Origin of the sequence: Mesorhizobium sp. M0751, assembly GCF_040320265.1 — a bacterium.
Lineage (GTDB): Bacteria > Pseudomonadota > Alphaproteobacteria > Rhizobiales > Rhizobiaceae > Mesorhizobium.
On record NZ_JAMYPH010000022.1, the window covers coordinates 72,212 to 86,679 of the forward strand.

Annotated in this window: 11 protein-coding genes and 6 pseudogenes; 7 read left to right on the forward strand and 10 right to left on the reverse strand. The window is 59.9% G+C overall.

Going from position 1 to position 14,468, the window contains the following annotated elements:
* Window positions 1–540: 540 nt before the first annotated feature.
* Window positions 541–2,190, reverse strand: a complete 1,650-nt coding sequence (gene groL, locus NKI19_RS27130; protein ID WP_352567003.1) for a chaperonin GroEL — start codon at window positions 2,188–2,190, stop codon at window positions 541–543.
* A 62-nt stretch (window positions 2,191–2,252) separates the two neighbouring features.
* The gene (gene groES, locus NKI19_RS27135) at window positions 2,253–2,549 is read right to left on the reverse strand and encodes a co-chaperone GroES (RefSeq protein ID WP_006203049.1); all 297 of its coding nucleotides are present in this window, start codon (window positions 2,547–2,549) and stop codon (window positions 2,253–2,255) included.
* Between the two features lie 609 nt (window positions 2,550–3,158).
* Between groES and NKI19_RS27140 the strand changes: the two genes are divergently transcribed.
* Genes NKI19_RS27140 through NKI19_RS27150 form a run of 3 tightly spaced genes read left to right on the forward strand, consistent with a single transcriptional unit; the run spans window position 3,159 to window position 3,787 of the window.
* Complete coding sequence (locus tag NKI19_RS27140; protein ID WP_352638078.1) at window positions 3,159–3,302, forward strand: S46 family peptidase; 144 nt, start codon at window positions 3,159–3,161, stop codon at window positions 3,300–3,302.
* 4 nt (window positions 3,303–3,306) lie between these two features.
* Window positions 3,307–3,663: a S46 family peptidase gene (locus tag NKI19_RS27145; RefSeq protein WP_352951251.1), complete on the forward strand. Its 357-nt coding sequence runs from the start codon at window positions 3,307–3,309 to the stop codon at window positions 3,661–3,663.
* Entirely contained in the window at window positions 3,557–3,787 is a 231-nt protein-coding gene (locus NKI19_RS27150) for a S46 family peptidase (protein ID WP_352567072.1), read from the forward strand. Before NKI19_RS27145 ends, NKI19_RS27150 begins: the two co-directional genes overlap by 107 nt.
* A 158-nt stretch (window positions 3,788–3,945) precedes the next feature.
* On the opposite strand, the gene NKI19_RS27155 is transcribed toward NKI19_RS27150, so the two are convergent.
* Entirely contained in the window at window positions 3,946–4,137 is a 192-nt protein-coding gene (locus NKI19_RS27155; RefSeq protein WP_352567001.1) for a hypothetical protein, read from the reverse strand.
* A gap of 108 nt (window positions 4,138–4,245) precedes the next feature.
* Between NKI19_RS27155 and NKI19_RS27160 the strand changes: the two genes are divergently transcribed.
* A complete protein-coding gene (locus NKI19_RS27160; protein WP_352566999.1) occupies window positions 4,246–4,386 on the forward strand; it encodes a hypothetical protein in 141 nt (46 codons plus the stop codon).
* Between the two features lie 753 nt (window positions 4,387–5,139).
* Window positions 5,140–5,439 carry a Y4lK-related protein gene (locus NKI19_RS27165; RefSeq protein ID WP_352566997.1) on the forward strand — a complete coding sequence of 100 codons (300 nt, stop codon included), beginning with the start codon at window positions 5,140–5,142 and terminating at the stop codon, window positions 5,437–5,439.
* A 615-nt stretch (window positions 5,440–6,054) separates the two neighbouring features.
* On the opposite strand, the gene NKI19_RS27170 is transcribed toward NKI19_RS27165, so the two are convergent.
* Together NKI19_RS27170 and NKI19_RS27175 are read right to left on the reverse strand one after the other, a co-directional pair.
* Window positions 6,055–7,425 carry an MmgE/PrpD family protein gene (locus tag NKI19_RS27170; protein ID WP_352951252.1) on the reverse strand — a complete coding sequence of 457 codons (1,371 nt, stop codon included), beginning with the start codon at window positions 7,423–7,425 and terminating at the stop codon, window positions 6,055–6,057.
* Window positions 7,426–7,465: 40 nt separating this feature from the next.
* Window positions 7,466–8,002, reverse strand: a pseudogene (locus NKI19_RS27175) (transposase); the annotation flags it as partial.
* 339 nt (window positions 8,003–8,341) lie between these two features.
* On the opposite strand from NKI19_RS27175, the pseudogene NKI19_RS27180 reads away from it, so the two are divergent.
* Window positions 8,342–8,482, forward strand: a pseudogene (locus tag NKI19_RS27180) (transposase domain-containing protein); the annotation flags it as partial.
* 83 nt (window positions 8,483–8,565) lie between these two features.
* Here NKI19_RS27180 and NKI19_RS27185 read toward each other — a convergent pair.
* The 4 genes and pseudogenes from NKI19_RS27185 to tnpB all read right to left on the reverse strand — a co-directional run.
* Window positions 8,566–9,738, reverse strand: a pseudogene (locus NKI19_RS27185) (2-isopropylmalate synthase); the annotation flags it as partial.
* Between the two features lie 132 nt (window positions 9,739–9,870).
* Window positions 9,871–10,410, reverse strand: coding sequence for a peroxiredoxin (locus tag NKI19_RS27190; protein ID WP_352567659.1), 540 nt, complete (start codon window positions 10,408–10,410; stop codon window positions 9,871–9,873).
* A gap of 1,201 nt (window positions 10,411–11,611) precedes the next feature.
* Window positions 11,612–12,726, reverse strand: a pseudogene (locus NKI19_RS32920) (transposase domain-containing protein); the annotation flags it as partial.
* A complete protein-coding gene (gene tnpB, locus NKI19_RS27205; protein WP_352567658.1) occupies window positions 12,707–12,916 on the reverse strand; it encodes an IS66 family insertion sequence element accessory protein TnpB in 210 nt (69 codons plus the stop codon). The gene tnpB and the pseudogene NKI19_RS32920, both read right to left, overlap by 20 nt.
* Before the next feature lie 150 nt (window positions 12,917–13,066).
* Between tnpB and NKI19_RS27210 the strand changes: the two are divergent.
* Window positions 13,067–13,738, forward strand: a pseudogene (locus NKI19_RS27210) (IS110 family transposase); the annotation flags it as partial.
* Between the two features lie 493 nt (window positions 13,739–14,231).
* Here NKI19_RS27210 and NKI19_RS27215 read toward each other — a convergent pair.
* Window positions 14,232–14,468, reverse strand: a pseudogene (locus NKI19_RS27215) (IS110 family transposase); the annotation flags it as partial.

Here is a 14,468-nt window from a genome sequence, read left to right on the forward strand (position 1 = left end):
CTCGGGACACCTGATCCGGAAAGGCACCGCGACGCTCCAAGGGTAGAATGCTGGCCAAACCAAGTGTCCTATTCGCAAACCACACGGTACCGCTTGCCGGGCTCGCTGACGTTCTTGCAGACAAGCAGCTTGTGCGGCTCGGAAGAGGAGAGCGGCGGACTTGCGGCCCGCGATGCACGTCTGTTTGACGTCTTGTGACTTGCCGTACGGCGCGGTTCGAGCCTTTCAGGCTCCTGTGGCGCAACCGGAAACACGCTGGTTTCGATCTGTGGCTGCTGCAGGCGTGGCGGCTCTTTGTCAAAGATTCGCCTGGCATCAAGCGATCTCGGAATAATCACCGTACCATCATCGCTGCGCGCGCAGCCGCTGCCCAACAGTAAAGCCATCCCCAGGAAAAAAGGCAGTGTCCGTCCAAACATAAGCACAACCCTTGGCGGGCATATACCCCGGCTTGCGGGTCGCCGATAACCGGCGCAATGGGCGCGAAGAAAGGGCGGCATTGCTTGCCGCCCTTTCGAAATTGTCGAGATGCGAGGACCTTTAAAAGCCCATGCCCCCCATGCCGCCGCCGCCGGGCATACCAGCCGGCATGCCGCCGCCAGCCGACTCCTTCTTCGGAGCCTCCGCGATCATGGCTTCGGTGGTAACCAGCAGGCCGGCGACCGAGGCCGCGTCCTGCAGAGCCGTGCGCACAACCTTGACCGGATCGACGATACCCATGGCGATCATGTCGCCATATTCGCCGGTCTGGGCGTTGTAGCCGAAGGTTGCCCCCTTGTTCTCAAGGATCTTGCCGGCAACGATCGATGCTTCCGCACCGGCATTGGCCGCGATCTGACGGGCCGGAGCCTGCAGCGCGCGACGCACGATGGCGATGCCAGCGGTCTGGTCGGAGTTGGCGCCGACAGCCTTGATGCTCAGCGAAGCGCGCAGGAGTGCGACGCCGCCGCCGGGAACGATGCCTTCTTCGACGGCCGCACGGGTCGCGTTGAGGGCGTCATCGACGCGGTCCTTCTTTTCCTTGACTTCGATCTCGGTCGCACCGCCGACGCGGATGACGGCAACGCCGCCCGCCAGCTTGGCGAGACGTTCCTGCAGCTTCTCCTTGTCATAGTCCGAGGTGGTCTCCTCGATCTGCTGCTTGATCTGGGCGACGCGGCCCTGGATCTCGGCCTTCTTGCCGGCGCCGTCGACGATGGTGGTGTTCTCCTTGGAGATCGACACCTTCTTGGCGCGGCCGAGCATGTTGAGGCCAACATTCTCGAGTTTGATGCCGAGGTCTTCGGAAATGACCTGGCCACCGGTGAGGATGGCGATGTCTTCCAGCATGGCCTTGCGGCGATCGCCGAAGCCCGGCGCCTTGACGGCGGCGATCTTCAGGCCGCCACGCAGCTTGTTGACGACCAGCGTGGCCAGGGCCTCGCCTTCGACGTCTTCCGAGATGATGACCAGCGGCTTTGAGGTCTGCACGACAGCCTCGAGGATCGGCAGCATGGCCTGCAGATTGGAGAGCTTCTTCTCGTGGAGAAGGATGTAGGCGTCTTCCAGATCCGCAACCATCTTGTCGGCGTTGGTGACGAAGTAGGGCGAGAGATAGCCGCGGTCGAACTGCATGCCTTCGACGACTTCGAGTTCGGTCTCGGCGGTCTTGGCTTCCTCGACCGTGATGACGCCCTCATTGCCGACCTTCTGCATCGCTTCGGCGATCATCGAGCCGACCGAAGCATCGCCATTGCCCGCGATGGTGCCGACCTGGGCAACCTCTTCCGAGGTCTTGATCTTCTTGGCGTTCTTGATCAGCGTCGCGACGACGTCGCTAACCGCGAGGTCGATGCCGCGCTTCAGGTCCATCGGGTTCATGCCGGCGGCAACCGCCTTGTGGCCTTCCTGGACGATCGACTGCGCCAGAACGGTCGCGGTCGTGGTGCCGTCGCCGGCGATGTCGTTGGTCTTCGAAGCAACTTCGCGGACCATCTGCGCGCCCATGTTCTCGAACTTGTCTTCAAGCTCGATTTCCTTGGCGACGGTAACGCCGTCCTTGGTGATGCGCGGTGCGCCGAACGACTTGTCGATGACGACGTTGCGGCCCTTGGGGCCGAGCGTGACCTTCACCGCGTCGGCGAGGATGTTGACGCCGCGCAGCATGCGCTCACGGGCATCGCGAGAAAATTTTACGTCTTTGGCAGCCATTTTTAGCTCCTGGCAGGGGCTTGAATTGAGCCCTAGGATTTAAGTGATGGTGAGGCCGATATTCAGCCGATGATGCCCATGATGTCGGATTCCTTCATGATCAGAAGGTCTTCGCCATTGAGCTTGACTTCGGTGCCCGACCACTTGCCGAACAGGATGCGATCGCCGGCCTTGACGTCCAGCGGGACGAGCTTGCCGGCTTCGTCGCGGGCGCCGGAACCAACGGCGATGATCTCGCCTTCCTGCGGCTTTTCCTTCGCCGTGTCGGGGATGATGATCCCGCCGGCAGTCTTGGATTCGGATTCAACCCGGCGTACGACCACGCGGTCATGAAGCGGGCGGAACTTCGACTTTGCCATTTTTGGATTTCCCTGGTGCGGATGTTGAACGGTTCTCCGTTGCCGGAGCGTGGTTAGCACTCAGCCGAAGCGAGTGCTAACGCGGCAGTGAGATAGGCCGTAGGCTCCTGCTAGTCAAGACGGAAGAGGGACGGGCGAAGAGCAAACGAGCGTGGAAGCACCGAGCCCTTTACGTGAAAACGTCGGAGATCGGACATGGATGGGGAGGCTCACCATTTGTAACTGAAGGCTTTATTCATTTGGCACGATCGGTGCAGCGGATGATCCGCAAACGTTCCGCGCGACAAATATGAGAGGTGAACGCCATCAGGACTCTTGCGGTTAACGGGTCCACTCGGTGTTTACGGTGTTGGCCGCCGCGCGGGCGCCAGGACTCCGGCCATCCCGATAGTCACCAATCCAATCTGCGGAGAACAGGAGGCAAGATGAGAGCGACAGTCAGCATGAACTCGAATTTGAAATGTTTGGCCAAAGCAACTGCCATCGCCTTGCTCTGGACGGTCACGGCTACGTCGGCGGACGAAGGTATGTCGATGCCGGGCCAGACTGCGGAAGTGGGCGCGGCCACGCGGCCGTCTGGACGCTGACCCGCTCAACGCGATCGTATCACTGGGCGGATGCTCCGCCTCGTTCGTCAGTCCACAAGGGCTGGTCGCAACCAATCATCACTGCGTGTTCGAATCCATCCAATACCACAGCAAAGAGGGCCAGGACTATCTCACAGACGGCTTTCTGGCGAAGAGCCCTGGGTGAAGAATTGCCCGCGGCGCCCGGCAGCCGCATCTATGTGATCGAGGACATGCGGGATGTGACCGCCGAAATGCTCAAGGGCGTCTCGGACAAGCTGAATGAGTTTGCCCGCTATGAGCGGCTTGACAACAATCGCAAGAGGCTGATCGCCGCATGTGAAGAACAGCCCAATCGCCGCTACGAGGTAGGGGCCTACTATGGCGGCGCCTCCTACTATCTCCAGCAGAAGCTCGAAATTCAGGACGTGCGCCTTGTCTATGCGCCCGCGCTCGGCATCGGCAACTTCGGCGGCCAAACGGACAATTGGATGTGGCCGCGCCACACAGGCGACTTCGGCTTTTTATCGCGCCTATGTCGCTCCTGATGGTTCCTCCCGGCCATATGCGCGCGACAATGTGCCTTACCGGCCCAAGAACTGGCTGCGCATCGCCGCTGAACGCGCCAGGATGGACATTCTGCTGAATTTTACCTGCGGCGCTGTTTCATGAACGCGCGCTTGGGCCCCCCATTTCTATTGGCCGCCTCGGCTCATGCGGGGCGGGCTTCTTGGCGTTCTGGGAGGATTTGCTCACCATGGTTCGTAGTGGCGGCGCGACCGTCCGGTGAGCGCCTCACCTGAGGCTACATGGCGGCCGTGGAGATTGCCTCAGAAGCGGCGCCCAATCGGAAACCTTAGCACCTCCGCGTTTTGGCGTGGCTGCTTGAACTCTTTGACGGCAACCGCCTCAATTAGCAGGTCCAAGGCTTCGCGTCCCCTTCGACTCATCGGGTCATCGCCACAAAGGTAGTCATACGCTCGATCTAAATGCACTCGGGCGGCCGAAAAATTGCTTGTCATAGGGCCCTCTCTACCCGCCCGCATTGCGGTCTACGAGGTGAAGGTCGCGCCATCGTCAATATCTACAGACAAATTTGAATTAAATCGGAGATGATCGGGGGAGTAGCCATGATGTCACCCACGGTGACTGAACCGGTCGACATCGACGCCGAGGTCTCGGCATTCCTCGCGCGGCTGGAGCCGAAGTCCCCTGACATGATGCCTCCGTCGAGCCCGCCGACGATCACTCGCTGGCGCTCCGGATCGTAATGCCGAGCACCCCGTTCCGAGACAACCTCTGACCGGCGTCATTCGATGCAGACGCGCGGAACCGGCCCGATTTTGCGGCGTAGAGCCAGAAGCGGCCGCCAGGTCCCAGGCCGGTTGGCTCCAAATCGCGCTAGGTCGTGTGGATCAGGTTTGTCCACACCACTTAGCTATACTCGGGGGGCGATAATGCCATCGAAGAAGAAATGGCGCAGGTACTGGGTATCGATCCGTCGGAGCACCCAATCCCGCCCGCAGCGCGGTTCGCAGCCATCTCAACCGATTGGTGGACTCCTGACTGCGGGATTTAAGGAGCTTTCCTCGCCTATAGCTAAATGGAAAGGCGCCGATCCCCCCGATTGAGCCAACCGCGACCCAACCTACTGGATTGCAGAGCGAAAAGAGCGCGTGCGGCTCGAGCGACTTGCGAGAAAAAGGAAATGGCGCCTCTGCATGACGGACTCCGACTGCCCGAGCTGCCTTGGCGCCGGCATCGCCTTTCAGTGCGCGCAAGGGGAGCGTTCCCGTGGCCAGTGCTGCCTTGCTGGAAGGGAGCAGGTGGGCTGTTCTAGCAACACGGTTGAGTGCCCGGGGTGCCAACAATGAACAAATGCGCAGGAACGCTCGATCCGGCGCCTTCGGCAGGCCTGAGACCCTACAACCTGTGCAAGTGCACAGGTAGCGAAGTGCGTCCAGGTTCGAGCACCATGGGCGTCGGCGCAATTTCCATGCCGACCACCAACGGAGATATCTGCGATGACCAGCAACATGCGGCCAATGAAAGCGAGCGAGATTCCCGCCTTCGTCGACAAGGTGATCGAGGCTGGCTGCGATATCTGCGCGATCGGTCACTTAGGCTATTCACTGGGCGATGTTGACGGCAAGGTACCCTGGCGCAAGGTAAAAAGAATCGTGGAAGAGTTTGGCGATCGTGATCACCTGCTACCGGAGATCGTTGCCTATCTTCGCTCGATTGGTCGATACATAGAACTCTCGTCGTCGACAAACGAGGGCCGGAGACCGCACAAAACAGGCACTCGAAGTCGGAACGCATAAAGGACGGGTCGGATACGATTGTCGAATCCGGCTCCTTCACCGACAATGACGAGCTGGACTTCGGGACGGGTATCGACGCCAACGAGCTGTGGTTTGCCCAACAGGGCAATAACCTCGTCTTCTCGTACTGGGCACCACGGACAAGGGTCGGCCAATGACTGTTCGCCGGGCAATGTCGTCGAAACTATCAAGTCCGGCGACGGCAAGGTGCTTAGCCATTCCGACGTGGCAACTCTGGGTCGCGGCCATGGCTGGTGTCGATCCGGCAACGTCGCACGCGGAATTCGACATCCAACCAAAGATGCGCGCTTTGCCGACGCCTAGCAGGTTGTGACCATTGCTGCGGCAATGCCGCAGTCCTGAATGGCTGATGAAAACAAGTCCAAATGCCCGGTGGTGCGCTTCCACCGCACCACCGGGGTCTTCGCCGGAGCCAAATGCGACGTTTCGCTGACTCCGCGCCCGGCGTAGAACGCCTTTCCGGAGGGTTCCCTCTCAACGGGTTTCGGCTGAACGACACTCTGTGTAGACATCTTTGTGACCTGATCCTGTTTCGTTGGTTGCTGGGAAGAAAGGTAGGGGGGGCCGTTCTCATCAATTAGCTGGCTTCAGAGATCAGACAGTGACGCACAATTTCAGCGCGTCACGGACGGATAGAGTCTCCAATTCGAGGAGGGCTTCTTTCAGACGCACGGCGTTGGTTCGGCCGATGACGGTGCCAGCGAGCGCGAGGAACTTCGCTTCGACCTCCGCCTGCCCAAAGGCGGGTCCGCCGGGGGCACCGGTCGGTATCTCGGCCTCGGCGGAAAGAGTTTCGCCATTCTGGAGGATGACGCTGACGCGGGCCGGCAGGAGCTTTTCCGCATAGAACTTATCATCGGCTCCGGTGAGGGTTGAAAGGCTGATCCGCTCCGCCGTCTGTTTCACGGCCTCGTCAGCCAGATCGTCTTCCCGGAGGCCCGTCGCGGAGGACTTGTTGTGCAGTTCGAGGGCGAGCGCATAGGGGATATGGAACGCGGCCTCGATGGTCGATTGCGGCCAAGGGCCATCAAAGTCTCGAACGAACTCGCTAACGGTTTCGACGTGAATGCCTCTGATATCGGCGTGGTCAAACCGGTGGCGAGTCTGCAGCGCACGCAGACAGTCGATCGCGGTGTGGATCCAGCGGCAGACACCATAAGGCTTGAAGCCGGTCTCGAGGATGAAATAGCGCTCGCCCCAGTGGTCGAGCATGTGTCGAGGCTCGAAGCGATCGGACCCAGCCATGGCCCAGAACCCATCCTCGCCGTCAAAGATCGTGCGATTGCCATGGAAACCGGCGCGGACGAGATCCACCGCCGTGATTGCGCCCTTGTTCGCCCATCCGTAATTGTTCTTCAAAAGGCTCATCGGCCGTGAGTGGAATTTGCGCAAGAAGGGGAGCGGAGCATGCATCGGCGTTAGCCCGTAGGCATCCGCAATTTGGATGGCGCTGAATCGGTGCAACAGACTTGCCGCGGTGCAGGCACCGAAAATCTGCCACGTGGCGTAGCCCTTGACGTGGCGGTCACGGTTCTCGCTGGGACGCATGGCAGTGCCAAGGTGCAGGGACATTTCGTAGCCGCCGACGATCGCTGCAATCAGCTCTTTTCCAGAGCTGCCGAGCTCTTCGGCAACGGCTAGAGCAGCCGGGATGATGGAAGCGCCGGGATGCCCGAAAAGGACGTAGGAATCGTCCAGACTCAGCATGCTGGCACTGTGCGCGTTGGCATGGGCGGCATTGGCGGGATGGAAGCGAAACGACGTACCAAAGACGGTGCTGCAGCCGCCGGAATCGATGCGCTCGAGGTAGGGCGTCATCTGCTTGGCCCCGCGCGTTGTGCTTCCCGCGATCATGCAACCGACATGATCAAGGACGAGAAGCTTCGTCTTGTCGCGTACGGAGGACGGCAGATCGTCATAAGTGAGACCTGTCAGTGTATTGGCGACGTCCAGTGTCAGCGACATGATTTTCAACCTTGTGATGCAAAGTCATCCGCAAAAACTGCTAGGCGGCGGCGTTGAAGGTGAAGGCCCGTTCGACGCGATCGCGGCCACGCAACTTCGTCTTCGCGTGTCCGGCGACCGTCTTGATCCATCCGAACGCCTCTTCAACGCGCTTGCGAATACGATGACTGACAGCATAGCCGCTGTGCCGCGTCGTGCGCCCGTCGATCGCCGAACTACGGCCGCTGGTGTTCTGCGCCACATGCGGCGTCACCTTTCATCGAACGCAGCTCATTGATGAAGTCCTGCGCGTCATAGGCCTTGTCGGCACCGAGTGTGATTGTTTGCGGACGGTCGGCACGCGGTTCCATCATGTGCAGGGCCGCCACCCGCTCGGCATGCCCGTCGGCAAACGTCAGGCAGGCGTCGACCAGAAGGCCGTGGCGGTTCTCCATCAGCCCATGTCCCATGAAGCAGAGCTTCGCCTCCTTGCCCCGCCCTTTGCGGTAGAGCTTTGCGTCGGGTTCGTGGTCGAGGAGTGCGTCTCGTTCGATCGCCTCTCGCCGTGGAAGTCCGCTTCCGCACTGCGTCCGCCGCCGAGAGAAGTGATCCGTCGACAAAAGCTTCTTCCCTTGAATTCAGTGCAAACCGGACCGGTGGCCAGCAAGTTTTTCGCCAGCTCCAATCGAGGTCGCTACTCTATTTGTCCGCTAGGCTAGACATCGGGAAACAAAGCACCAAGCCCGTGCAGATTATGATCTGGCCTTATTGGTTATGACCGGCCGAGCTTCGACTCTCTTCGCGCGACCAGGGAATTCGTTCACATTCTAGAAGTCGGCCCAGTTATTGGGCGTCTTGCCCTTGGGGAACACAGACGTGTTAGCCGTAAGCAGCGTGGCACCGACGGACGCCATACTGGGAACAGACACCGTCAATGCCAGGAGCCAAGGCCAGCGCCATCGTCTACAGCTTGGTGCTGACCTGCCGCGCCTTACGCATCGAGCCGCTCGCATGGTTGCGCCACGTTCTCACCGAACTGCCTCAAGACCTGCTGCCCTTCAACTTCCTCAAAACCGCCGCCGTCAGACCCGGCGCGATGCGCTCGTCTGAAAGCGATCACTCGTCGCAAGGGTTGTCAACGTGCGTGGAAATGAGCGCTTACAGTTCGTCAGCAAATAAGGCTCTTATATCTTCATCAGAGATGTGCTTTTTTCGATCTGCCAAAGCCTTAAATCGCACGAATACATGTGCTAAGGTAGGTTTTGAGGGGTGGTAGCCAAGCTCCTGCACCTTCCGTGCGAATGCGTGGCGGCCGGAATGTTTACCCATCACGAGCGACGTGCACTTCACACCAACACTCTCCGGCGTCATGATTTCATACGTCTGCGCCTTCTTCAACATACCATCTTGATGGATTCCGGCTTCGTGCGCAAACGCATTCCGACCGACGATCGCCTTATTGTACTGTACGGGAAATGAGGTTACCTCACTCACCAACTTAGAGGCGCGAGCGAGCATCTGAGTCTCAATATCGGTCCGGTATGGCAGCACGTCGTTGCGAACCTTAATGGCCATCACCACCTCTTCCAGAGACGCGTTGCCCGCACGTTCACCAATTCCATTGATCGTGCACTCAACCTGTCGAGCGCCGGCGCAGATTCCAGCGAGCGAGTTCGAAACAGCCATCCCAAGATCGTCGTGACAATGGACCGAGAACTTAGCCTTATCAGAGTTGGGTACGCGTTCCTTCGCCATCCTAACCATTGCGGCGTATTCTTCCGGCATGGAATACCCGACTGTGTCTGGTAAGTTGATCGTGGTGGCTCCGACGTTGATCGCCGCCTCGATGCAACGGCATAGGAAATCGTGGTCACTACGCGTGGCATCTTCGCAGGACCACTCGACATCGTCAGTATGAGTTCTTGCCCTTGTTACTTGGGCGATTACCAACTCGTAAACCTGCTTCTCTTCCATTTGAAGCTTCCACTTCATATGGATTGGCGAAGTGGAAACGAAAGTGTGTATGCGGTGGCGAGTTGCGGGCCTGACCGCCTCAGCACAACGATCAATATCTTCGCGTCTGGCACGCGAGAGCCCGCATACCACGGCATTCTTTGTTTGCTTCGCAATCGCATGTACTGCTGCATAGTCTCCTTCCGAGGCGGCTGGATACCCCGCCTCGATGACATCAACCCTCATTTCGTCAAGCATCTCCGCTATCTGAAGTTTTTCTTCAGGGGTCATTGCAGCGCCCGGCGCCTGCTCGCCGTCGCGCAAGGTTGTATCGAAGACAATGATTCGGTCCTTCTCAGGCGTCGATATTATAGAAGTCATAGACTCGCCCCGTCTTTGCTCAGTTGTGTCTCATCATAATAAACTCTATGCTCAACCCAGTTCACACGCGTGCCGGCAGTGGTACGCTATCATCCGGCCCACGCCGGCGAGCATGGCGACCAACGCCGTCAGCTACACCATGCCTATGGACGCGATCGTTCCAAGGACGTTTAGTGGCGACGAGACACCATAGGGGTCTGTTTCACAATTATCGGAGAGACCTTCCTCCTCGAACCACTGCTCCACCACGCCATCATTGATAAGGGCAGCGTAGCGCCAAGAGCGCATACCGAAACCGAGATTGTTCTTGGCGACGAGCATGCCCATCTTGCGCGTGAACTCGCCCGACCCGTCCGGGATGAGCTTGACCTTTTGCAGATTTAAAGCTTTGCCCCACTCGTTCATGACGAAGGCATCGTTGACGGAGACGCAGTAGATCGCGTCAATTCCCTCCTTCTCGAATTCCTCATAGAGCTTTTCGAAATCGGGCAGTTGATAGGTCGAGCAGGTCGGGGTGAACGCGGCGGGCAGCGAAAATAGGATCACTCGCTTACCGCTGAAATAATCATCGGATGTCTTGTCTTCCCAACGCCACGGGCTTGGCCCCTCGATCGATTCATCGCGAACACGCGTGCGAAAGGTGACCGACGGAATCTTATTTTTCACGGCCATCACTATTGCTCCTCTAAAGAAAACTGGCGGTTTGCATCTCGAAACTGAGTCGGGTGTCGGGACATTAGGAGAGGCTTTGCGACTCCCACCTCCTCGCCACCTGGTGTGAGGGGGAACTTGACTCCTCGTCCTCGCCACCCGAGCGATCAGGTCCGTATGGGGTGATCTGAATGCTGTTCGGGCGGCTCGGTTAGGCCCTCTGAGCTGACGGCGCTGGAAGGCGCCTCGATCAGCTTCTCGTGGAAAAAGTGAGCAGGGATCAGAAGTATCGCTCTCGAAACAGGCCTGTGATGCGTTAAGCGTGAGCATGTGCAAAAGCCCCAGTTCGCGGAACTGGTTCCCCGTATTGCAGGTCGTTGCCAATGACACGCCGACCTTGACCTGGGTTGCGATGAGATGGAGTGCTTCGGTACGAATACGGTGATGAATTGTTAATCGGCGTTCGTTGAGCGACACGCGTTGGCGCGGCGGCACCCGACCAAGCATGCGCAATACAGCCACCGACCATGGACTTCTGGAGTGGACCATGTCTCGTTGTTCACCGGAGACGGGTGCGGTCTTCTTGTGCGCTTTTGAGGGGCTTCGCGGTGTCAGCAATGGTCTTGTCTCTGGCCGTCTAGAGGTTCTACTCTGGGTTCCAGAGAGACTGAAGCAAACGCCATGCCATTTGACGTAAGGCTGGGGAACCACGCTACTTTTGCAGCAGCGAGGCGTCCCCGGAACAATCCGAAATATCTCCTTTTGTCCGAAGCTGGACAAGAATCTCGGAACTCGGTCAAAAGGATGGGTTCGGGCCGCCACTACGAACAAGTTCATTTCAAAGCCAGCAGCCCGGAGAACCGACGGTGAAGGTACTTTCGCTGTCGTAAAATCCGAGGTCCTGGGTGACGCTCGACGGCTCAGGCTTCGGTGCAGCAGACCTCGCGATATTACCGGTTTATGGGGTCCGCAACACAGCGGTGCTCTGTCTTACCCCGCTGCACTCTGGAAGCGGGGCAAAAATCATGGCGGCGGTGTGTCAGATTGACTCGGGTTGGGGTGGCCTGATTCGTCCGGGAGGGGTGTGCCAGGCGGCGGTATTGAAGCGACTGACACCGATCTTCGAGCCGGTCTTCGCAGAACGACGGGTGGTGGGAGCGCACTGCGCTGGATCGCGACGGTGAGCTAAAAACGTGTTGGGAACGCGCCCGAGCGTCTTGTTGTCGGCGATACGCACATCGACGAGCTCGCGGATCAGGCCGTAAGGCGTGGAGTACCAGTGTCCGTCGACCTCGACATGATAATCGGGCGCGACACGGCAACGCTTCCAGCGCGCAAAGACGTATGGCAGGTCTGGCAGCTCTCCCAGCTTCGGCCTGTCGATCTCGGCGAAGAGTTCGGCGCGGCTGGAGCAGAAGCCGCGCATCTGGCGGGCGTTGAGTTCGGCGACGAGCAGGCGGATGGCGGCGTTCAGCTCCGCCAGGCAAAAGAAGCGCTGGTTGCGTAGCCGCGCCAGGACCCAGCGCTGGGCGATTCGCACGGCGACCTCGAGTCCGTGCCCGGCAAAGTCGTCGACCCGGCGCTGGGTGCATTGCTTGTCGAGCTGATGACGCCGATGACCCTTGAGGTCACCCTGGCGGTGCAGCGCGAGCAAAGCGCGCGCTCTGTTGAGTGGAGCATGCATGCCGAACTTGTCGAACAGGATCGTCGCCAGCAGCTGCGGGCCGATGAAGCCGCGTGGCGTGACATGGAACGGCGCCGGCGGCTGGCTGATCTTCTCGCAATCGCGGCAGGTGAACTTTTCGCGCACCGTCTCGATCAGTTTGAACCGGCGCGGGATCTCTTCCAGCGTCTCGGTCACATCCTCGCCCAGCTTCGACAGCAGCGCTCCGCCGCAGCAGGCGCAAGTGGTGGGAGGCTCGATGACGACGCGCTCGCGCTCGATATTCTCTGGCCAGGGTTTACGCACTGGCCGCTTGCGCGTGAAGGAACCCACGCTCCGGCTCGTCGCCGCCGCGGCAAGCTCGTCTTCGCTCGTCGCGATCACGCGGTCTTCGAGTTGCACTTCCAACCCTCAATGAGCCGTGCCGTGCGCTCTGAGCGCTGCCCGTACAATTCGCGTTTCAGCTTCTCGACACGCAGCTCGAGATGCGCAATCGGCGCCTCGGTGTCGGACAGCATGGCTTGCACTTTGGCCGCTTCGGCCTGCCAGTTGGAGGCCTCCGTCTGCGCCACGTCGCGCTTGGCTTGAACCCGCAACCGTGCTTCGCGTTCAGCCCCCAGTGCCGCCAGGGCACTTGCCAGGTCCGAAGGAAGATCATCCGGCTTCAGCGTCATGAGGCCACTGAATCAGATTTGCCTGCAATTTCAAATGGTAGCCGATCCGTGTCGGCCGCCATGTTTCCTGAAGGTTGCGCCAATCGATCCCGGACAAGAGATAGCTCAACTGCACCGTCGAGATTGTAGTGCTTCCGTCTGCCAGAGATGGCCAGAGGAAGCGGCCACGCGAAAGACGCTTGTACCTCACAAGAGAATGCAGCCACGTCCGGCACAGATCAGCTGCTAGACGTTATGACCGTGGTGTGAGCGGTGGCCCGCCCTTAGTCTTTGCAGCTGTAAGCAAACGGGGGTTGCTCGAGAGTGCCGAGCCGAGCCCCAGGCAAAGGAAGGACGGGCCGTGACAGAAAATAACGTATTTTACGTCGGTGTCGATGTGTCGAAAGCCAAGCACGCGCTAGCGGCCGCCGAAGGCGGACGGGATGGAGAGGTCCGGTATTTCGGCGAGATCGAGGCGACGACGGCGGCCGTGGAGCGCTTCGTGCGCAAGCTGGAGAGAAAGCATCCTCGCCTGCATTTCTGCTACGAGGCCGGGCCGACCGGTTACGGGCTTTACCGCCAGCTCGTCGAGCTCGGCCACCGCTGCGATGTCGTTGCGCCCTCGCTGATCCCGAAACGTCCGGGCGAGCGCGTCAAGACGAACCGGCGCGATGCGGTCAGCCTGGCGCGGCTGCTGCGGGCCGCGGAACTGAAGGGAATCTGGGTTCCCGACGCGGTGCATGAGGCGGTGCGTGATATGGTGCGCGCACGCTCCGCGGCGAGCGAAGATCTGCGCAAGAAGCGCCAGCAGCTGCTCTCCTTCCTGCTGCGCCATGGTCGCGTGTTTACCGGCCACAAAAATTGGAGCCGCGCGCATGCCCGCTGGCTGGCGGCGCAAAAGTTCGGCCATCCGGCTCAGCAGATTGTGTTCCAGGACCAGGTCGACGTGATCACCGATGCGCAGCACCGGCTGGAGCGGCTGGATGCCCAAGTGGCCGAGCTGGCGCCCAGCTGGTCGATGGCGCCGGTGGTGGGACGCCCGCCCGCCGAGACCGACATGCAGCGCCACTTTCAAGTCAGCCCGCCCTCCGTCCATCAGATGATCTTGACGCTCGAGCGAAACCGCCTGATTCGCCGTCAACCCGGCGTCGCCAGAAGCATCCAAATCCTCGTTGCTCCGGAGGACTTGCCCATCCTAGATTGGCTCGGAATCAATCAGTCATAATCACTGTGCCGAGGTACTAGCAGGCTTCTCTGATTGGGGTCGGTGAGGTCAAGCGTTTCCTGTCTTTTTCCGGACCATGTCGCCCCGCGGGTCACTCGCTTCTCTTCGCGGTCGGCGCGGAGCCGCCGCATGATGGGGTCAGGAGAGCGAGGCGTCTCAATCTGTTGAACGACCTTGGGAGACTTCGCCCAGGATCGTGCCTGCTAACGAGATCGCCTTGCCCATCGTCCCCACGGAACGATCCAGATCACCCTCGCGGGCGAAACCACTGTCTGTGTTCGTTTTTGTTCCTTGCGCTATTTCATGCCGATCCGGCGGCTTCCTTTCCAAAGCGGAATTCGGTTGCGTCGGCCCACATGCGGTGCAGGATGACGGCCAGCTTGCGGGCCACCGCCACCCGCGCCCGCGCCATGCCGCGGCGTCTGGCGATGTTCATGCCCCAGGCGCGCAAGCTCGACCACTTTTTGGAACGCACAAGCAGTGAATGGGCTGCCTCGTAGAGTGCTGTGCGGGCGAGCTCGTCGCCACAGCGGCTGAC

Coding starts and splice junctions, on each gene's coding strand:
- NKI19_RS27155 (WP_352567001.1), bottom strand. CDS start 4,137: ATGACAAGCAATTTTTCGGCCGCCCGAGTGCATTTAGATCGAGCGTAT.
- groL (WP_352567003.1), bottom strand. CDS start 2,190: ATGGCTGCCAAAGACGTAAAATTTTCTCGCGATGCCCGTGAGCGCATG.
- NKI19_RS27190 (WP_352567659.1), bottom strand. CDS start 10,410: ATGGCCGTGAAAAATAAGATTCCGTCGGTCACCTTTCGCACGCGTGTT.
- NKI19_RS27160 (WP_352566999.1), top strand. CDS start 4,246: ATGATGTCACCCACGGTGACTGAACCGGTCGACATCGACGCCGAGGTC.
- NKI19_RS27165 (WP_352566997.1), top strand. CDS start 5,140: ATGACCAGCAACATGCGGCCAATGAAAGCGAGCGAGATTCCCGCCTTC.
- NKI19_RS27150 (WP_352567072.1), top strand. CDS start 3,557: ATGCGCCCGCGCTCGGCATCGGCAACTTCGGCGGCCAAACGGACAATT.
- groES (WP_006203049.1), bottom strand. CDS start 2,549: ATGGCAAAGTCGAAGTTCCGCCCGCTTCATGACCGCGTGGTCGTACGC.
- NKI19_RS27170 (WP_352951252.1), bottom strand. CDS start 7,425: ATGTCGCTGACACTGGACGTCGCCAATACACTGACAGGTCTCACTTAT.